The sequence below is a fragment of the Bacteroides sp. AM54-2NS genome (assembly GCF_003602935.1).
Classification (GTDB): Bacteria; Bacteroidota; Bacteroidia; order Bacteroidales; family Bacteroidaceae; genus Bacteroides; species Bacteroides xylanisolvens.
In genome coordinates this window covers 23,310-41,905 of the sequence record NZ_QTMZ01000010.1, presented here as the reverse complement: position 1 = coordinate 41,905, position 18,596 = coordinate 23,310, and the positions used below count along the sequence as shown (strand labels likewise).

General features: G+C 35.3%; 20 protein-coding genes and 2 pseudogenes. 7 read left to right on the top strand and 15 right to left on the bottom strand.

Annotation, left to right across the window (positions count from 1 at the left end):
- The first annotated feature begins 385 nt into the window (after positions 1 to 385).
- The 7 genes and pseudogenes from DXA05_RS08605 (at position 386) to DXA05_RS08580 (ending at position 10,702) form a co-directional block, all read left to right on the top strand.
- Positions 386 to 3,943: an ATP-binding protein gene (locus DXA05_RS08605; RefSeq protein ID WP_165861492.1), complete on the top strand. Its 3,558-nt coding sequence runs from the start codon at positions 386 to 388 to the stop codon at positions 3,941 to 3,943.
- A gap of 103 nt (positions 3,944 to 4,046) precedes the next feature.
- A complete protein-coding gene (locus DXA05_RS27295) occupies positions 4,047 to 4,598 on the top strand; it encodes an FAD-dependent oxidoreductase (protein WP_284515479.1) in 552 nt (183 codons plus the stop codon).
- Complete coding sequence (locus DXA05_RS27290) at positions 4,562 to 5,773, top strand: FAD-dependent oxidoreductase (protein ID WP_284515478.1); 1,212 nt, start codon at positions 4,562 to 4,564, stop codon at positions 5,771 to 5,773. The genes DXA05_RS27295 and DXA05_RS27290 overlap by 37 nt, the downstream gene beginning before the upstream one ends.
- Before the next feature lie 464 nt (positions 5,774 to 6,237).
- Positions 6,238 to 7,857 (top strand): right-handed parallel beta-helix repeat-containing protein, encoded by a 1,620-nt coding sequence (locus DXA05_RS08595; protein WP_128859045.1) that lies wholly within the window; start codon positions 6,238 to 6,240, stop codon positions 7,855 to 7,857.
- Between the two features lie 304 nt (positions 7,858 to 8,161).
- Positions 8,162 to 8,530 carry a hypothetical protein gene (locus DXA05_RS08590; RefSeq protein WP_174522443.1) on the top strand — a complete coding sequence of 123 codons (369 nt, stop codon included), beginning with the start codon at positions 8,162 to 8,164 and terminating at the stop codon, positions 8,528 to 8,530.
- Position 8,531: 1 nt separating this feature from the next.
- Positions 8,532 to 8,875, top strand: a pseudogene (gene tnpB / locus DXA05_RS08585) (IS66 family insertion sequence element accessory protein TnpB).
- Between the two features lie 87 nt (positions 8,876 to 8,962).
- A complete protein-coding gene (locus DXA05_RS08580) occupies positions 8,963 to 10,702 on the top strand; it encodes an IS66 family transposase (protein WP_128859044.1) in 1,740 nt (579 codons plus the stop codon).
- Between the two features lie 46 nt (positions 10,703 to 10,748).
- Here the strand turns inward: DXA05_RS08580 and DXA05_RS08575 are convergent, their stop codons facing one another.
- The 15 genes and pseudogenes from DXA05_RS08575 to DXA05_RS08515 form a co-directional block, all read right to left on the bottom strand.
- A complete protein-coding gene (locus tag DXA05_RS08575; RefSeq protein WP_004320035.1) occupies positions 10,749 to 10,973 on the bottom strand; it encodes a hypothetical protein in 225 nt (74 codons plus the stop codon).
- Between the two features lie 230 nt (positions 10,974 to 11,203).
- Positions 11,204 to 11,877 (bottom strand): annotated as a pseudogene (locus tag DXA05_RS08570) (recombinase family protein).
- A gap of 148 nt (positions 11,878 to 12,025) precedes the next feature.
- Positions 12,026 to 12,379 (bottom strand): hypothetical protein, encoded by a 354-nt coding sequence (locus DXA05_RS08565; protein ID WP_072067666.1) that lies wholly within the window; start codon positions 12,377 to 12,379, stop codon positions 12,026 to 12,028.
- An 8-nt stretch (positions 12,380 to 12,387) separates the two neighbouring features.
- Complete coding sequence (locus DXA05_RS08560) at positions 12,388 to 12,618, bottom strand: hypothetical protein (protein WP_225449538.1); 231 nt, start codon at positions 12,616 to 12,618, stop codon at positions 12,388 to 12,390.
- Positions 12,609 to 13,541, bottom strand: coding sequence for a hypothetical protein (locus tag DXA05_RS08555; RefSeq protein ID WP_225449536.1), 933 nt, complete (start codon positions 13,539 to 13,541; stop codon positions 12,609 to 12,611). The genes DXA05_RS08560 and DXA05_RS08555 overlap by 10 nt, the downstream gene beginning before the upstream one ends.
- A 53-nt stretch (positions 13,542 to 13,594) precedes the next feature.
- Positions 13,595 to 14,623: a hypothetical protein gene (locus DXA05_RS08550; protein WP_284515476.1), complete on the bottom strand. Its 1,029-nt coding sequence runs from the start codon at positions 14,621 to 14,623 to the stop codon at positions 13,595 to 13,597.
- A 74-nt stretch (positions 14,624 to 14,697) separates the two neighbouring features.
- The gene (locus tag DXA05_RS27285; RefSeq protein WP_284515475.1) at positions 14,698 to 15,153 is read right to left on the bottom strand and encodes a hypothetical protein; all 456 of its coding nucleotides are present in this window, start codon (positions 15,151 to 15,153) and stop codon (positions 14,698 to 14,700) included.
- Between the two features lie 148 nt (positions 15,154 to 15,301).
- Positions 15,302 to 15,643 (bottom strand): hypothetical protein, encoded by a 342-nt coding sequence (locus tag DXA05_RS08545; RefSeq protein ID WP_004320024.1) that lies wholly within the window; start codon positions 15,641 to 15,643, stop codon positions 15,302 to 15,304.
- Positions 15,644 to 15,649: 6 nt separating this feature from the next.
- A complete protein-coding gene (locus DXA05_RS08540; protein WP_044917853.1) occupies positions 15,650 to 15,850 on the bottom strand; it encodes a hypothetical protein in 201 nt (66 codons plus the stop codon).
- The gene (locus DXA05_RS08535) at positions 15,840 to 16,052 is read right to left on the bottom strand and encodes a hypothetical protein (RefSeq protein WP_004320020.1); all 213 of its coding nucleotides are present in this window, start codon (positions 16,050 to 16,052) and stop codon (positions 15,840 to 15,842) included. Before DXA05_RS08535 ends, DXA05_RS08540 begins: the two co-directional genes overlap by 11 nt.
- Entirely contained in the window at positions 16,036 to 16,188 is a 153-nt protein-coding gene (locus DXA05_RS26460; protein WP_004320018.1) for a hypothetical protein, read from the bottom strand. The genes DXA05_RS08535 and DXA05_RS26460 overlap by 17 nt, the downstream gene beginning before the upstream one ends.
- A 95-nt stretch (positions 16,189 to 16,283) precedes the next feature.
- Positions 16,284 to 16,733: a hypothetical protein gene (locus DXA05_RS08530; protein ID WP_128859043.1), complete on the bottom strand. Its 450-nt coding sequence runs from the start codon at positions 16,731 to 16,733 to the stop codon at positions 16,284 to 16,286.
- Positions 16,734 to 16,798: 65 nt separating this feature from the next.
- Positions 16,799 to 17,212 (bottom strand): hypothetical protein, encoded by a 414-nt coding sequence (locus DXA05_RS08525; RefSeq protein ID WP_128859042.1) that lies wholly within the window; start codon positions 17,210 to 17,212, stop codon positions 16,799 to 16,801.
- 4 nt (positions 17,213 to 17,216) lie between these two features.
- Positions 17,217 to 17,999, bottom strand: a complete 783-nt coding sequence (locus tag DXA05_RS08520; RefSeq protein ID WP_072067664.1) for a DUF1071 domain-containing protein — start codon at positions 17,997 to 17,999, stop codon at positions 17,217 to 17,219.
- A 14-nt stretch (positions 18,000 to 18,013) separates the two neighbouring features.
- Complete coding sequence (locus tag DXA05_RS08515; RefSeq protein ID WP_004320010.1) at positions 18,014 to 18,493, bottom strand: hypothetical protein; 480 nt, start codon at positions 18,491 to 18,493, stop codon at positions 18,014 to 18,016.
- Between the last annotated feature and the right edge of the window lie 103 nt (positions 18,494 to 18,596).

Genomic DNA, 18,596 nt, shown 5'->3' with positions numbered 1-18,596 from the left:
TAAATATCTCTAATGGTTTGTCTCATAATGGAGTAACGGCAACAATGCGAGATTCGAGAGGATATTTGTGGATTTGTACATACGATGGTTTAAATCAATATAATGGATTTACCGTAAAGATATACAAAAACACATTATCTGAGAATCTATTCAATAGCAATAGAATCAGGTGTATTGCAGAAGATGAATATGGCAGATTATGGCTTGGAACCGATGAAGGAATTACAGTCTTTGACTATGATAAATATAAGTTCTATCGTTTATCTGTAAACAATAAGAATGAATTCAAGTCGAATTTCAATTTTATAATACGACGAATTATGTTTGACAAACATAGAAAATTATGATTTGTCTTTCTGAAAGTAACAGTATATTGGAGTATGATATGAATTTATCGTTAGTTACTAATATATCATATCCTAAAAGACTTGAAGCTAATGATTTATGTGCTATAGATGCCAATAATTATCTTTTGTCTTCTAATATTGGAATATTTTGTTATAATACAACTAATAAAGAATTATACAAGATTAATAATGATAAGATAAAAGACTCTTCTTGTTTGCGAGTGTCGAGAAATAATAATATATATATAAGCAGTGGCTCTATCCTATATGATTGCAGCCATGTGGTTGACAATGGTATTCTTTCTGAAATAAAAATACATAATACGTTTAATATAGGAAGTGCTATAAAAACGTTTGAATTGGAGGATAATGAAAGGATATGGATAGGTACTGTAAATGATGGTGTAATGGTTTATCCATCAGACGGTAACTCTGAATATCAAATGAAATTACTTGACTACAAAAGGATTAGTGAGATATCGTTTTTAGACAATAGCTATTGTATATCTACATTCGATGGAGGTATTCATTTTTACAGCTTTAAAAATGAAATCTTCAAGAAAGTTGATTTCAAAGGATTCAAATTTTATCAAGTAGCCGCGTACGGTGATGGCTTATTGGCAAAAAATAACAAATCTCTTTATCTTTATGATTTCAGACAGAATAAAATCTCAGAATTCGTTTCTGTCATTAGTAAGGAATTACAAAACAATGTTAAGTCTTTTTATGTAGATTCATTAGACAGACTGTGGATTCTAACTAAAGAAAACCGATTGTACTCTTATGATAAGAATGCCAAACTTAAAGAATACAAGGACGTTAAGCTGTTATTATTGAAAGATGACTCCCCTCAGATTTTTTATTCAGACCCTATGGGTAATATTTGGTTAGGGTATATAGATAATCTTTATCGTATCTCTTTTACTTCTGACCATGAGATAGACGAAGTGGAATCAATACATCTGGATTCTTGTGGCATATCTAAGATACGAGCAATGTATTGGGATAGTAGAACTTCATCTATGTTTGTAGGAACAGATGTGCAAGGAATGTATCAATTATATATTGACAGACAGAAACCTATAAAGGATATCAAGATAGAACATTATATGTTTGACAAAGGAGATGAACATTCTCTATCCAGTAATTTTGTGTCAAGCATTATACGTGATAAAAGTGGAATATTATGGTTTGGAACTGAACAAGGAGGTTTATGTAGGGCTATAGAAGAGGATGGACAAAGGATGAAGTTTATTTCCTATTCAGAAGAAGATGGTTTGTCAAATAATGTAGTAAAAAGCTTACTGTGTGATAAATCAGGAAATTTATGGATTGCAACTAATATAGGATTGAACATTTATAGAAATGATAGTGGTTCATTTCATGTTTATAGAACATCTGATGGTCTTCCTTTTGATGATTTCTGGTACGCAAGTTTTATGTTGAATGATGGAACATTGGTTTTTTCTAAATTTGAAGGATTTTGCTATTTTAATCCGGATTTACTTCCCAAGAAGGAGGACCTTCCACAATTACATATTAGATCTTTTAATGTATTGAGTGATAAAATATTACCGAACGAAAAATATAATGATAGAATTATTATTGATTCAAGATTGTCTGACAATGATGTTTTAAACCTTAAATATAATGAAAATAGTATCTCTTTTGATATAGACGCTTTATACTCTAAGGTGGCTACCGATCATTTTATAAGATATAAGCTTGAGCCGCTAAATGATGAATGGATTCAAATACCGGCAAAAGATCAAAAACTTTCTTTTAATGGTCTTAAACCTGATAACTATAGACTCTCTTTGTCTGCTTCTAATTCATTTGATGAATGGACTAAGCCCATTTCTATAGGTATAAACATAGCTCCTCCATTTAGCAGGTCTGCAATTGCATATGTGATTTATGTTCTGCTGGCTATTTTGTTTATTTCAATTATTGTGTATAATCTTATGCGTGTTCAAAGATTAAAGTATGAGTTACGAGAAGAAGCTATACAGAAAAAGAGTTTAGAATTGTTGAATATAGAGAAACAGAGATTTTTTTCTAATATTTCACATGAACTTAAAACACCTCTTACTTTAATTCTTGCCCCTATTACAGTGTTATCAGAAAGATTTTCACTTGATATTGATGTAAAAGAAAAGCTTGCTATAATAAAGCGACAGGCTAAGAAGATGCTTAATTTAATTGAATTGTCTCATGAACTTCAATTAAATGAACGGAATATGTTAAAGGTGAAACCATGTATGTTTTCATTCAATAAATTCTTAAAAGATATTACTGAAGATTTTATGTTTATGGCAAAATACGATAATAAAGATTTTGTTGTAAACTATCCTAATAAAAATGTAAACGTTTATGCTGATTACAGTATGATAGAGCAGATGTTGAATAATCTTCTTACCAATTCTTTTAAACATACCGTTCAGAGAGACAAAGTAGGTATAGATATTTCTTATCATGATCAACTTTTAACTATTAAAGTGTATGATACAGGTGATGGCATATCAGAAAAAGACCTACCTTATATATTTGATAGATTTTATCAGGCCTCTAATCAGGGCTTGAAAAACATAGGAGGAACAGGTATAGGTCTGGCATTTACAAAACGTCTTATAGAGCTGCATTCAGGTAATATTGGTGTTGAAAGCAAATTAGGAGAAGGTTCTACTTTTACTGTAAATCTACCTATCATACAAAATGTAACAGAGGCTGATGTTATTGATGAAACTAATGAGCAAGAAGGTGAAACTGATTTATATGTTGGAGATTGGGATATAAAATCAATTGAGATAGATTCTAAATATTTACGTTTTTTGGTCTATTTAGTTGAAGATAATACAGAGATGCGTTCTTTCCTGACTGAGATTATTGGTCAGTTTTTTACACTCAAATCATTTGCTAATGGTAAAGAATGTCTGGATGGTATGAATAAAGAGTGGCCTGACATAATAGTAAGCGATGTTATGATGCCGGAGATGGATGGTAATGAACTGTGCAATGTGATAAAATCAGATTTAAAGACAAGCCATATCCCTGTAATACTATTGACCGCATGTAATACAGTAGATGACAAGATTAAGGGATTACAGTCCGGTGCTGACGCTTATATTCCTAAACCATTCTATCCTAAGCATGTGTTGACCAGAATATGCACATTATTAGATAATAGAGCTAAATTATGGGAAAGATTTCAATCTGGTGTACCATTGAATATCGCTGCTAACGAGAATGAAGTTTCAGCAAAGGACAATGAATTTATATGTGCATTATATGCTAAATTTAATGAATATGTTGATGATGAATGTGTTGATATGGAACTTTTAGCAAAAGAAATAGGAGTAAATCGTTCATTATTTTTTCAAAAAGTTAAAGCTCTTACAAATGATTCTCCATTTGAATTATTGAAGAATTACCGGCTCCAAAGAGCGGCGGAACTTTTAGTTAAAGAAGAATATAATGTTAAAGAAGTTTGTATGATGACAGGATTTAAGAGCAGAACTCATTTCAGCAGACTCTTTAAAGAAAAATATGGAGTTGCTCCGAGTAAATATAAGGAAAGCGTGGTAAATAGAATCTGATAATGACTTAAATACTCAGAAATACATATTAATTATTTATTGCTACACAAACCTTTATTCATAAGATTATATTTGCATATGAAATTTAAAACCTAATAATCTTATGAATAAAAGTTTAATCTATCTTTTAGGCATATTCTTGTCATTTATATTTATTAATCAGGCAAGGGCTGTCTCTGATTCAACAAGGGTACATAAATGGTATTGCTTGGGAACTGGTAGTAGTGAAATACCTGAGAGAAGTAAAACAGTTAATTGTGATGTTGCGGTAATAGGGGCTGGGATGTCTGGTATAAGCGCTGCGGTAGCTGCTGCCCGGCAAGGCGCAGATGTTGTTCTTATAAACGACCGTCCTGTGTTAGGGGGTAATGCTTCAAGTGAAATTAGAGTTACTGTAAATGGGGTTCAGACTTTAAAAGCTAAGAATCCCGTTGAACGTGAAACCGGAATCATTGAAGAGATACTTCTTGAAAATAAAAAATACAATCCGCAAGAGTCATATCCCATTTGGGATCATGTTTTGTATGATTATGTAGTAAGGCAACCTAATCTGAGACTAATGCTGAACACGCAGGCTATAAAGGCTATAATGGATGGTGAACGTATAAAGTCTGCTTTTTGCTGGCAATCTACTACCGAACAGAAGTTGTTATAAATGCTAAAATCTTTGTTGACTGTTCTGGAGATGGGCTTTTTGCTGCAACTTCAGGAGCCGAATATCGTACTGGACGCGAAGGAAAAGCTGAATTTGGAGAGAAATACGCTCCGGATGAACCGGACGGATGGATGATGGGGGAGAGTATAATGATGATAACCAAAGATATGGGGCGTCCAGTACCTTTCTATCCGCCGTCTTATACAAAGAAGTTTGACGCTTCAAAGGCTGTTGATCGTAAAATCAAAAACCTTAAGGAGGGGTTTTGGTGGGTAGAGCTTGGTAGTCCTAAAGATATTATAGCAGACCGTGAAAAGAATAGACATGATTTGATGGCCTATTTTTATGGAGTGTGGGATTATGTCAAAAATTCAGGTGAGTATCCAGAGGCTGCAAATTTGTCCTTGGAATGGGTGGGATCCCTTCCTGGTAAGCGCGAGTCAAGACGTTTTATGGGTGATTATATTCTGACTGAAAAAGACCTGCTTAGCTATAAACATTTCGATGATGCTGTGGCTTGGGGAGGGTGGTCTTTAGATGAACATTGTCCGGGTGGGATTTTGTCATTGGATCAGCGTCCGAGTTATTTCCACGAACGTTTTAAAAAAGTGTATGAAATACCTTATCGTTGTCTTTATTCAAAGAATGTTCCTAATTTAATGTTTGCAGGACGTAATGTTAGTGTGTCGCATATGGCTCTATCCTCTACTCGCATAATTGGTACTTGCTGTATGATGGGACAGGCTGTTGGTGTGGCGACTGCTATGTGTATAGAAAAAAATATAAATCCGCGCGAAATATATCTTTCTTATATTGATGAACTTCAAGAAAGAATGTTACGAAACGATTACTATATTCCTAACAGACCGGCTAATGACTCTAATGATCTAACTCGAACTGTAGATAAAGTTTGGGCTACTTCTACATCATCAGGTGATGTCCATAATTTGTTTGATGGTGTAGCAAGAGATGAAGAAAATAAAATTCATCATTGGCAGTCTGATGGTTTGAATGAAAAGTTGTTCTTGGAGTGGAAAAAGCCTGTTGAAATGTCGAGTGTAGAAATAAAGTTTGACACAAATCTTCATAGAAAGATAATGATGCATAAGAATCCGGCAAAGAATTTTGATCAAGTTCCTGGTATGCTCCTGAACTTGTTAAAACATTCTCGGTAGATGTTTATTCTAAGGGACGATGGCATACTGTGGTGAAATTACTGATAATATAAAAAGATTTGTTCCAGTCAGTTTCCCGGCAATGTCAGTGACTAAGGTAAGAATTAATTTGAAAGAAACTTACGGATGTCCACATATCAGACTTTATGAGGTTAGATGTTATTGATATTAATATTCTTGTTTTTTATATTTAATATTATGCGAATGAAATTTACTTTTTTGTTGTTATCGGTTTTTATTTTTAATATGCTGCTTACAGCATCTTGTTCCTCAAATATTCATGGTGACCTGAATTTTACAATATCATTAGAAGAAGGCGATGATGCTACGTCATGTGTTTATAACATAATTAATAAACTTAGTTATGATGCCGCTGCTACTATTTCTTTCGAAAAGGTACTTATCATTTCTATCCTGAATTTGCTTACGAGAAATATTGTTATATTTCCAATCACAATGATGTGATGGCAAGAATAGCATTCATGCTTAAAGATAAAAGAAATCTGACCATTGACGGGAATGGTTCTAAGTTTATTTTTCATGGTAGGATGATTCCTTTTTTAATGGAAAACTGTAAAAATATCAGAGTGAAAAATCTTTCAATTGATTTTGCGGAACCGTTCCATAGCGAGTCAATTATAACATCGCATAACAGTGATGGCTCTTTTGATATGAGTATATCAAAGGAATATCCTTATGAAATACGTAACGGACAATTGGTTTTTGTTAAACCATATTACGAACATTCTTTGGGGCAGAGTATATTATATGACCCGACAAGAAAGGCTATTGCTTATCAAACAGAGATATATACACCTTTAACAACATTGACAAAAGTCAAAGAAAAGAATTATAAAGATTTTGAATATAAATATAAAACGGATTCAAAAGATGATTATATAAGATATAGAGGGAGACGTAATCAGTTGGAGGTAAAACAATTGAAACCCGGTCTTGTGAGAGCGTATAACCATAGGAAAAAAATGCCTCCAATAGGAATGGTATTAGCTTCAAAAGGAGAGCAGGGTGAAAATAGATTTGCACCAGCATTCAAGGCTAATGATACAGAGGACTTTTCAGCAGAAAATGTAATAGTTCATCATGCAGGAGGAATGGGATTTCTTTTTGAGAACTGTAGTAATGTGGATTTATATAAATGTGTCGTTGAACCATCTGGTAACAGGATGGTGTCGACTACTGCAGATGCTACTCATTTTGTAGGTTGTAGAGGAAAAGTTTCCCTTCGCAATTGTGTTTTTCATAATCAGCTTGACGATGCAATGAATGTTCATGGTGCATATCAGGAAGTTTATGAGATAATTGATGATAAAACTCTAAGAATGAGAGTTGGGCATTTTCAGCAATTAGGTTTCAGGCTTGCATGCACTGGAGATACAGTAGGATTGGTTCGTTTGTCTGATTCATTTCATGCCTATCATAAATTGACTGTAAAGGGGACGGATCAGATAAATGGACGCTATCAGATTGTATATCTGAATGAATCTATACCTGATAACATAAAAGTGGGCGATTTGCTTGAAAATCTTTCAGCTTACCCTGAAGTTTTAGTTGAAAATTGTGATATTAGTAGAAATAGAGCCAGAGGTTTGCTTATTTCTACTCCTAAAAAAACTGTTGTAAAAAATAATTATTTCTCTACAGAAATGGAAGCTATACTTCTCCCTGTTGAAAGTTCTTCTTGGTTTGAATCTGGTAATGCTGCAAATGTTACTATTGAGGATAATACTTTCCAAGATTGTACTATTGGCGGTATGGATAGAGGGGTTATATGCTTTAGAACAGATGAGAAAAATAAAAATATGGCTTTTAGTAATATTAATATTAAATCAAATACATTCAATCATTTTGACAATCTGATATTGCAAATCACTAACGTTGATGGGTTAACTTTTACAGATAATATTATAACTAACAGTGGAACATATCCACAACAATTTCCAGATAATCCGGTTATAAGTGTTGTGTGTTCAAAAAATTTAAAGTTTAATAACAACGTATATAAAGGAAAGGCAAATAAAATGCTTGAAGTAGTGGAGACTGAAGAAAAAATAGAATTTAAATAATTTATGCGAATTAGGAGCAGGCGCCCTGATTCAAAGATTAAAAATTAACATAAAAAAGTAGGCAATAGCTTGTGTAAAATAAGACTGTCGAGGATGTAAATTAAATTAGCGAGACCGTAATTCAAACTGTGTCATTTCCAGATAAGTCAGATTTTCAATAAATATTACTTTTGGATAAACCTTTGAAATCCAGATGATTCTAAAGTAAATTTGAACTAAAGAAATGTAAGCATTCTATTTTCCGCCTTGACACGTATGTTTCCTAAACCTACCTTTGCGTCATAACCAAATAACATCAATGATTATGGCGAAAGAAAAAGTAAACTATCAGGAGGTATATGACCTCTACCGGTTATGCAGCGAGACCAAGGATCTTCGCGAGTTCTGTGCGGATTATGGAGTAAACTACGACAAGTTCATGAACTGGCAACGTCATCAGCTATGGAGCGAGAAGTTAGGCAAGACGGTCCAGGTTGAGCAACCCAAGGTTGCAAAAGTCCAGATAATCGGTAAACCCTGCAATAGTCCAACCGTGAAGATGGAAGTGAAACAGCCGGAAGGCGAACCACCAATAAAATGGGTTAAGTTACAACTGGCATCTGGCGCAACACTGTTTCTGAGAAACACCACAGTTCTTGATTTGAGTCTGTTGCTTAATAAAATGATAGGATGATATGCTTGGACTGAGTGCTAACCTAAACTATTACCTGTTCAACGGTAATGTGGATTTGCGGAAAGGAATCTTCGCCTGTGTGAGAGTATAAGGGAAGAGATGTCACTTGACCCGAGCGATGCATCCAATGTATATATGTTCATGTCCCGTAACCGGAAGGTCGTTAAGATACTTCATTACGAACGCGGTTTTTATGTGCTTTACGAGAAACGTCCTGTCATGGGAAAGTTCAAGAAACCTGTGTTTGATGAAGTTTCCAGATGCTACCGGATACAATGGTCGGACATGGCCTATCTTACGGAAAGCATAGTAGTTGACAAGATGTACGTCAGTCCGAAAGATTAATATTAATACATTGATTATCAATAAAATGACACAAAAATAAACGATAAAAAGTTTGCGTAACTGCCTGATTTTTCGTACCTTTATATCATGATTGATGAAAGAGCATACGAGTTACTTTGCTGCCAGCTGGGTCTGGCGAATGAGGAAAAGGCGGGGCTTCGCAAACAAGTAAACGAACTGATTGCGAGGCTTAAGGCTATTGAAGAATCAAACAAAGAGAACTCCAAGGCTATGGTTGATACAATCAATGAGTTGTCTACAACAGTCGAGAATAATCGAAAGGAAATGGAACTTATGAGAAAGCAGCTTGAGGCAAAAGACGAGGTGAACATGATGCTGGCAAATGAGATATCCAATCTCAGGCTTCAGCTTGAGGACGGCAGGAAACACCGTTTCGGCCGTACCTCAGAACAAAGAAGGCTGCTGAACAACCGTAACATTGATAAGTCTGCAATGGAGAAGTCCGAGTACGACGGTTCTGGCAAGAAAGGTGATGATGATAATAAGACCGATGGTAACGGTACCGGCAGCAATACCTCTTCCGGTAACGTACCTGCACAGAACTGCAGGCCTTCAAGGAAAAAGGAAACTGCTCCCCGTGCAGCAAAGACCAGGCTGAAGGTGGATAAGGTAATTGTTCATGAAATAGAAGACTATTACCAACTCCCGGATGGTGCAAGGCTTATGAAGCGTAACGGAATGGCTGATGTGTGGGAATACAGGTTTATAGAACATGTACGTGCTCATAACGTGGAGCATGTGTACAAGGTGGCAAGGGTAAAGCTTGCAGATGGCACTTTCACTAACACGATGGAGCATCCCTTGAAAAACCTTGGAGGAATCTTTTCCCCTGATTTGCTTGCCCGTCTGCTTTGTCTGAAATATGACTTCAGTATGCCTGAGAACAGACAGATAAGACTGCTTGCAAGAGAAGGCATCCACATAAGCAATACCACGCTGAACGGCTATATCCATAACGGAATCTCCAGGCTTAGGGAGTTTATGGAAGATGTCTTCAAGGAGTTTGTACAACAGGCAAAATACCTTATGGTTGATGAGACTACCGAAATTGTCGGAGTTGAAACACCGGAAGGTAAGGCTTACAGGAGAAAGTACTTATGGGCTTTCTTTGCAAAGCATGTCAAGTTGGTTTACTATCATTACAATAACGGCAGCAGAGCCTCTGATGTAGCAAAGACCTTCCTTGAGCATTTTATGGGATCTATATCTACAGACGGATATACGGTTTACAGGATGTTCGACGGAGAAGAATCAAAGGTGCTTCATATAGGATGCTGGACACACTGCAGGAGGTTGTGGGTTGATGCCTTGCCATCAGACAGGACGGCGATGGACATAATAGATTCTATCGGTGATTTATTCAGGAATGAAGACCTGTTCCGCACAATGAAACTCAGCGGCGAGCAGATAAAGGAAAAAAGACTTAAACTTACAGGACCTATTCTTGAACGTATCCATCATAAGGTGGTCATGATGATGCATGATGCGAAGATTATGGCTAACGAACTGATGAGAAAGGCTGCGAACTACACGATAAACCAGTGGAAATCCTTGAGAAATATCCTCAAGGACGGTTCAGCGGAAATATCCAACAATCTCTGTGAGCAAAGAATGAAACCTGTAAAGCTGCTGCTCAAGAACTGTATGAATATAGGAAGTGAGGCAGCCGCAGAAAACTCGGCATTCATCTTCTCCCTGATAGAAAGCTGTAAGTTGAACGATATAGATCCTCAGGATTACCTGAAACACTTGTTTGAATGTGTTCTTCATGGTAAGGACTGCGACAAGAAGGCTCTTCTGCCATAAAAAAAAGAGAAACTACCTTTTTACAGATAGTCTCCCTTATTACATTTTAATTTTCAACCTCCTTTCCGTCTTTATATCTATAGATGTCAAGTTTTTCAGTAGTCATCCATGAAGAATAAGTCAATCTGAATCCATACTTATTTTCGATAGTTGTAAGAAATGATTCAAAGTCTTCATAACTTTCTGATTCTCTTAGCTCTTCTTTTGTCAATTCTATTATACTCAAAGCTCCAGTACTATTATCCAGTATCAATACAAATTTAGGTTCCATAATAATATAATAATGTGTCACCTTCTAAACTCCACCATGAAGAAAACTGTGGCGACAATAGTTTTTAAAGTTCAATCACATTCTCTCAGTATGTTGCATTTGTATCTTCTCAGCTCTCGGATATATCTTATTAGCCTTCTGAATAGCTGAGTAAACATTATTGGCACATACATGAAACTTAATCTTTTTACCACACTGAATAGCATAGAAGTGGTATTTGTAATAGTAATTCATAATCCGTAACGTTTGATTAATACACTTACTTGAGACGGTTTGAATTCTTTTCCTTGAGAAGTTACAAATCCTTCCTTATTCAGAATCCTCGCCATTTCTGATAATGATTTTTCTTCTTTAATCAGAACTCTAAGAAATGCGGCAGCTCTTTTGTTGTTTGGATTATCGAGTGCTTTCATCCTGTTGGTCCTGTTACTGTTTTCAATAGCCTTATCAAGTTTTTCCAAAAGATTTTCCGGTTTTCCCAGACTGAAACCTCTTGCTTTTTTAGCTTTCAAAGACTGTTTTGTTCTCTGTGATATAAGTCCTGCCTCATATTCCGCTATACTGCTTATGATATGAAGGACAAGTTTATTAGCCTTCGGGAAATCACAGAATACTATTTCCACATCACTTTCCAGGAGTTTGCTTGTGAATGCTACATTTCTGGATAGTCTGTCAAGCTTAGCCACTATCAATGTAGCCCCTGTTTTTCTACATTCTCCCAAAGCTTCTGAAAGTTTAGGCCTGTCAGATTTCTTTCCACTTTCTGTTTCTATATATTCAGAAATCGGAATTGTGTCCTCAGGTATTTTTGTATTATTTCTCTCTGTGCTTCTACTCCAAGTCCTGAATTTTGTTGTTTCTTAGTGGACTGTCGGAGATAAGCAACATATTTCTGCTTCTCCATATTTGTTTAACATTTCATTAACACTCTTCACGGATACTAAACGAACGTTCAATAACCATTAAGGCAAGAGTTAAAACAGAAAATCCTGAGAAATTTCGGTTTTTCTGATATTCCTACTTTTCCCAGGATTCTTTTTCCCTTAGATTCCCTAAAACTCCATAATATGATATGTTTCAGAAATCCGTTTTTTATAGTCTTCCGTTTTTTCAATATTCTCATCTACCACAGAAATGAGTTTATCAAGAAAAACGTCTTCTATAGTTTTCACCTTTTCTCCATTTTCAGAAATTAGGTGCACTTCAAACAGATCTTTCCCTTCATCAAGAACAATCTGCACTTTTCCGGTATGCTTGAATCCGTTACATTCAAATTCAAGCCCTCCATCTATTACCTTCATACTTTTAGGTTCAACGCCCCAGGACATGAAAATTGTAATCTGTGTTTTTAGGATTGACCAGATATACTTAGCCAATTCCAAATCATAAGAATCATTCTTTTCCATACACATTATTATATATAGGGTAAACACTCATTTTCCACTACGACCTTCAGTTTCTTTGCTACCTCATGTGAAGCCTTATTTCTTGCATCGTAGTATCTGTTCACGTCGGCCTGTACATTTATAATTTCCCTTATAAGTCTGAACAGGTTTTGCTGTAGTGTCGGATGATAATACTTAACCGACTCTGCAAACATTTTATAATCAAAGCACGTATTATTCAGTGCATCTTCTAAAACCATGGCCACTTTGTATTCACGGCTTTCTTCGAGTTCATATCTTTCCATAAATCTTCTTCGTCCATTTGTTCATTAAAATCGTTATATATTCTCTGAAAATCCTCTACCTCAAGAAACGGATAATTGGTATGATACATTTCATAAAGGTCTTCCACTGATAAATTCGGGTCACAACTCAGTATATCCCATATCTCAGTTTCAGCATCCATTCCGTAATATCCATTATAATATCCCGAATCAAGATTTTCATGAGGATAGACTGACTGGCAATTCTCTATGATATGTTCTACCAGTCTAAGGCAATTTAGAAGGTCTTTCTTTACAGTAAATTCTTCATCTGAGTGGGGTTCATAATATCCACAACTCAGATTTATACAACTTACTCCCAGCCCCCTTTCTTTAAGTTCAAGTACATCAGTCATCATACCGGGTTTTTCTTTATATCCGAACCTCTCAAAACCGATGTCCCTTAAAAAATCATTGCTGCATAATGAGGTAAATGAAATATCCGTTATCAGATCTTCATATTCTCTTCTGTCAGGTTCTATAACAAATCTCGTATCTTCAAAGAAACCGAGGTCTGCATTTCTGCTACCGACACATCCTATTTCTTCTGATACAAAAAACGCTACTTTAATACATTCATACTTCTCCAGACATTTCAAAGCTATCCATATTCCATTCTTGTCATCAGCTCCAATTCCTTCTCTTCTTCTATTCTTGGGGCTGTAACCGAATATTATCTCTTCTGTTTCTATAGCCTTAAAGTCTTTTGAATGTTCTCTCTGCACCTGATCCAAGTGAGCTACAATACAGGGGTAAGTTTCTGAATTCCCCCTTATCATATATAAGTTTCCCACATGATCACTCCTGAATGTTACTCCAGGGATATGTTTCTTCACATAGCCCTTTATAAACTTCTTCATAGTCTTTTCGCTTCCGCTTGGGCTATGGATTTCATATAGTTTCTTCAATAAATTCATACTGCCATTTTAATTAGTTGATAACCGTATGGAAGATTAGAAAAACAGTCCACAGTGTCAAACAGTTCATCACCAAAACGGTAAAGTTTCTCCTTATCCAAAAGTTCATCGACTGTCTTTTCTGATATTGTTTTCTTTTCATACTCTCCAATAATACTGTTCCATTTATAGAAGCTGGTGATTTCATCCTCTGTTTCATAATAATCTTCGTCATAGTCAGAATAATACCAATTCTCTCGCTTATATTTGGCCTCTGCATTATCCAAACAGTCATCATTACAATAATATTCTTCTGTAATATCAGAATATTTACCTCTTGAAGTGACAAAATACTCTCCACATTCAGGACACTCCTCTACATCATCTTTATGATGAAATTCATCTTCACACTCTACCCATACAAAATCACTAAGGTCATTGGTATTACAGTAATATTCTCTACCACCGACATAAACACATGTAGTACTCTCACAATAATATCCGTGGTAATCATCATATTCTTTTTCTGAATTATCAAGGCAATCCTCAGTAGTTCCAAGATCCAGTTCACCATTACCATAGTTGTCTGCAATTCTTTTACCCATATTATACCATTTGAAACTGTCCTGATAGCTTAGAGTCTCATCCCATCCAAGATCACAGTCTATTGTAAATCTTTTACCGGATAGTGAATTTCCATCAACATTAACAAATGCGTTAGGTTCGTTACATGAGGCACCAATCCTCTTATAACCATCAATATATTTTCCTTTTATTAAAGTATCAATTAATGCCCTTTTCAGAATCTCATTACCTTCGCTTGAATACTGTCTTTCCGCAAGTCTCCATATTTTTCCGTCCTGATCCTTTACTTCATTAAAGATTATACATCTTGCAATAATCTTTCCTTCCTCATTCTCAAGATAGGCTGCACTTGCATTTACTGCATTCTCATAGAAACTGTGCTGTTCCTTGTCAACCATACACGAATCGAAATCACCCTCACAACAATCAGAAGAGTATATTCTTTCAAAATCCTTATTCACAAAAAGCTTGTTCTTCGGTAATTTCCCCATAGAATAGGTTTGCCATTCTGAAGCAAACTCCTCACAAAGGAAATTCAGTATTGTTTCCGGAAGAGTTTTTCCATAAGCTGTTTCAAGTATGATAGCCCTGTAAAATTTCCCGGCCTCATTTTAAAGATTTTCTCTCCTTTCTCATAATTTATATATCTTACGGCTTTCATGTCACCATCTTCACATAATCCTTTATTCCCATCAGTCCCATAAGTTGAACTGTAGTAAGTTTTTCCAATCAGGTTCACACAATATGACAATGTTTCATCCTCCCCACCGCTTCTTATTATTTTTTCTATCACCGTATTCTTCATTGTTGTGATATCCGATATGTGGAGTAGTGTATAATCTCCTGAAACAACCGCATTATGTAGCAGTTCCTTATTCTTTATGAAAGCAAGCAGGATTTTATTCTTTCTGCTTTTGTTCCCATTACCATGTTTTACAATCCCGAAAAGCTCCTTGAACTCTTCGTAGTTTTTGAATTTATAGTATAGCATATTATCCTTATTTTAAGTTGTTGTTAATAAAAAAGGAGGACACATGACTTATACATCACATATCCTCCGTTATTGTAGATTCGCTTATTTATACAGCTACGCCATGCTCTACAAATTCATGGCAGCTTAAAGTATGCCTGTTATTATCTTAAAAGAAAGCTAACAACATATATTCGTTCTCTTGGTCTGATACAATCAAGAGCCTTTCCATTATTTCTATGATTTTCTCAACAGGTTCATCAAATTCACTCAAAGCTTCATCAATTTTCGTTCTTTTTTCCTCATCGAGCTTGTCATAGTTTTTCAGTTTTTCCAACCCATGCCTGAAGTCCTCTCTATTAACCTCAACATCATCATCCCAGCTTTCCCCATTATAAGAAATACCGAGTGCCGTCAAGAGGTTATGAAATTCAACCACTTTATTGTTAAATCCGAAAGAAGATGAATATTCGATTTCATACTTCTTCGCTACATGTAATTTTTGTCCCATATTTATCTATCCATTTTCCAAAGCTGTTTTTATAAGTTCTTTTTTCTCATAAGGGCAGGAATAGACAATTATAGCATCATCATCTTCCATACCGCTCCAATTAACCTTTAGAATATTTCCACCATTTTCAGTTATAATATCTGTGTAATGGTTTATGTCCCCCGAATGCTCACAGTCAGGAACAATAAAATAATTCTTAACGTCCATAATATTCCTCCATATAGCACCTTTCACACAAGCTTCCAAAATTGTTCACTTCAGATCTGTTCAAAGGTTTGTCGCAATACTCACATTCTCTGACTATTTCATGGTGAGTTTCATAGACTGTCTGATACATTGATTTCTTGGCATTTTCTTTACCAAAAAGAAATTCCATGCTTTTCTGTTTCTTATTACTTTTCTTTCTCATTGTCTTTTTCGTTTTTAATTATTACTTCTGATTCAGTAAAATCTTCATCACAATGCAGACATTGAAAACTGTAACCTTTGATTTCAGACTTTATTAGTTCTCTGCCACAAATAGGACAGTAATATATCTTCTTCATATTCATAAGTTTTATAAAAGAAAAAGACCGGAGAGACATCATATTATTCTTGTTGTTCTATGATTATCTCCCCGGTCTAAGTTTCCGAGTTAAATTTACATGGTCATAATTTTCAGTGACCCTGCCACATTTGAAGTTTTGATATAGTTTTCATAAGGAAGGTCTGGAAATGCCTTCTTGAATGAAGCCAAGTCAAAACTACTTCTTGTCGTATCTGAAGTTCTGGTAATGCTTATACCTTCACCTCTCCAGTTGTTCACATCTAGGAAGATCATTGTTTCAAAAATGTCTTTCTTTATGATATTAAGTTCCTCTTCTGCCTCTTTCTTGGCTTGAATGAGTTTTATGATACGCTTCACCTTTCCTGATACTTCTTTAGGAAGCTCATAAGGATTCTGGAATTGCTCTCCTTTAAGTGTTGCATCCAATAGAGCCTTACATATATCACCGGGAATTCTATCTATTGGAACAAGTTCTGCTACATGATTTATCGTACCGTCCTTTTTTATCTTATTGCAGATATGGATAACCGTTAATTCCTTCACTATAGCACCCTTATTCTGCAATTCAAACAGATAAGCATAAATTGAGAGTTGGTATCTCGCTTTTGTTAATTGTGATTTGGTAGCTTTGCATTAGAGTAAGTCTTTATATCACATAAACCGAACTCTGTATCACTTAATCTTGTAACCAGGTCTATATTACTGCTCCAATGTTCCATGTCTGAAACATTATATTCACAAGATTCAATATTCATTCCTTTTGTGAGCTTTCTGAAATCTTCCACCTCTAATGTACCGTCATGTTCAAACTCATTTATCAGACGTTCGATTGACTTATGTACTCCTGAACCATATTCTCCGGCTCTTTTAATAAGATATTCAGGACAATTATCATATTCCTGTCCTGCTACCTGTTTTTGTATGGCTTGAGTAATTCCAAAAAGTTGTTTGTTTCCAAGCCAGTATTCATGTTCCTCTTCCTTGAAGAGTATACCATTATTGATAAGTTCTATTCTTGCCATAATTTTATGAATTTAAAGTTTTTAATGCCTTCTTACGGTTTGTGAGAAGGTTTTTAAGTTCCGGATTGCTTTCTATCGCTTCTGTATAATCGAGATAGAGAGAAACCAATGATGTAACATCTTTAGCTGCAATTATTTCTGCTTTGATTGTAGCTGCTTCGTCTTTTACAGTGGGTTGTACTGGTTTTACCTGTGAACGAGTATTATTCTGTTGACGTTGTACAGGTTGATTTACATTACCTTTCTGCTGTGTAGTTACATTGTTAGTAGGCTGTTCGGAATCATCACATATATGCTCGAATCCATTGTATATATATAATCCTAAGCCATGTCTTGCTATAGCCCTTACCATACTTCTTTGAATTGCTGAATTACAATCAAATGTTGTGGCAGCTTCTATTCGCTTTTCTATGTATTGTTTGCTCTGCTTGTCATATACCTGTATCGTGTAGGGTACAGATTTCATAGCCCGATTGTTATAGTCCATTACCGGCAGCCAATCTTCATATTCAATACCATCGGCCTGAACGGATGTATGAACCATCAGCCCCATTTCACTTTCAAACACAGGGAGTCCTGTATTTGGGTTTGTGAAAATTTTATAAGTAGCTGAAGGATAAAATATTTTGAATACCTTCCATGCCTGACTCCATGAAATATAAGTCAGGTTTGCTTTCTTTTCAGTTTCCTCAGAGAGGTCAGCTGAATATAATGCGTTGAACATAAGCGAACGACGTTCATCTGCTGTTGCATCAGCAGGAATCATAGGTTTGTTGAATTTACACATAATCCTTATCGTTTTTAATTGTTAGTATTAAGTTTTGATTTATACTTGGTGTTGACGTATTCAAGACAAAAGCTTCTTAAAACTTCTGCCTTATCTTTCTCATCATACACATAGTAGTGGGTTTGTGGATTCCCATAGTGGTCATCCCTTTTTACCGTTCCTCTAAAATCACCTTTCTTAAAGAAATACTGAAATGGTACTATTAAACTGGTATCTGTATTATCGAATTGGACATATACCATAACACTTAGTTTTCCCTTGTAGAGCCATAGTCCTTCTACCACAGAATTCCAATTATTTCCTTTTCTTCTGTCGGGATTAATGTAAAATTCATAATCCCTTGTACCTTTTCTTCTTCGTCCTGTTTCCTTGACGATTTTGAGTATGGTTTCTTCTGTTACTCTTCCTAATTCGGTCTGTGTCAGATTTTCTATAATTTCAATCTTTTTCACAGGTGTAGTTCTCTTAAAAAGTTCAATATTTACGTTTATCATTTCTGTTATTATTTAATGGTGAAACAAAAAGAGGAGGCATAGATTATCTCGGTTTATAATTCTGTTTTCTAATAAACTTTGATATTCTATACCTCCTCCGGTA

Coding starts and splice junctions, on each gene's coding strand:
- DXA05_RS08595 (WP_128859045.1), top strand. CDS start 6,238: ATGGCAAGAATAGCATTCATGCTTAAAGATAAAAGAAATCTGACCATT.
- DXA05_RS08605 (WP_165861492.1), top strand. CDS start 386: ATGAATTTATCGTTAGTTACTAATATATCATATCCTAAAAGACTTGAA.
- DXA05_RS08560 (WP_225449538.1), bottom strand. CDS start 12,618: ATGGTTTTAGAAGATGCACTGAATAATACGTGCTTTGATTATAAAATG.
- DXA05_RS08545 (WP_004320024.1), bottom strand. CDS start 15,643: ATGGGACAAAAATTACATGTAGCGAAGAAGTATGAAATCGAATATTCA.
- DXA05_RS27295 (WP_284515479.1), top strand. CDS start 4,047: ATGAATAAAAGTTTAATCTATCTTTTAGGCATATTCTTGTCATTTATA.
- DXA05_RS08535 (WP_004320020.1), bottom strand. CDS start 16,052: ATGAGAAAGAAAAGTAATAAGAAACAGAAAAGCATGGAATTTCTTTTT.
- DXA05_RS08580 (WP_128859044.1), top strand. CDS start 8,963: ATGATTGATGAAAGAGCATACGAGTTACTTTGCTGCCAGCTGGGTCTG.
- DXA05_RS08565 (WP_072067666.1), bottom strand. CDS start 12,379: ATGGAAAAGAATGATTCTTATGATTTGGAATTGGCTAAGTATATCTGG.
- DXA05_RS08555 (WP_225449536.1), bottom strand. CDS start 13,541: ATGAAGAAGTTTATAAAGGGCTATGTGAAGAAACATATCCCTGGAGTA.
- DXA05_RS08525 (WP_128859042.1), bottom strand. CDS start 17,212: ATGGCAAGAATAGAACTTATCAATAATGGTATACTCTTCAAGGAAGAG.
- DXA05_RS27285 (WP_284515475.1), bottom strand. CDS start 15,153: ATGCTATACTATAAATTCAAAAACTACGAAGAGTTCAAGGAGCTTTTC.
- DXA05_RS08515 (WP_004320010.1), bottom strand. CDS start 18,493: ATGATAAACGTAAATATTGAACTTTTTAAGAGAACTACACCTGTGAAA.
- DXA05_RS08520 (WP_072067664.1), bottom strand. CDS start 17,999: ATGTGTAAATTCAACAAACCTATGATTCCTGCTGATGCAACAGCAGAT.
- DXA05_RS08540 (WP_044917853.1), bottom strand. CDS start 15,850: ATGGACGTTAAGAATTATTTTATTGTTCCTGACTGTGAGCATTCGGGG.
- DXA05_RS08590 (WP_174522443.1), top strand. CDS start 8,162: ATGGCGAAAGAAAAAGTAAACTATCAGGAGGTATATGACCTCTACCGG.
- DXA05_RS08575 (WP_004320035.1), bottom strand. CDS start 10,973: ATGGAACCTAAATTTGTATTGATACTGGATAATAGTACTGGAGCTTTG.
- DXA05_RS26460 (WP_004320018.1), bottom strand. CDS start 16,188: ATGAAGAAGATATATTACTGTCCTATTTGTGGCAGAGAACTAATAAAG.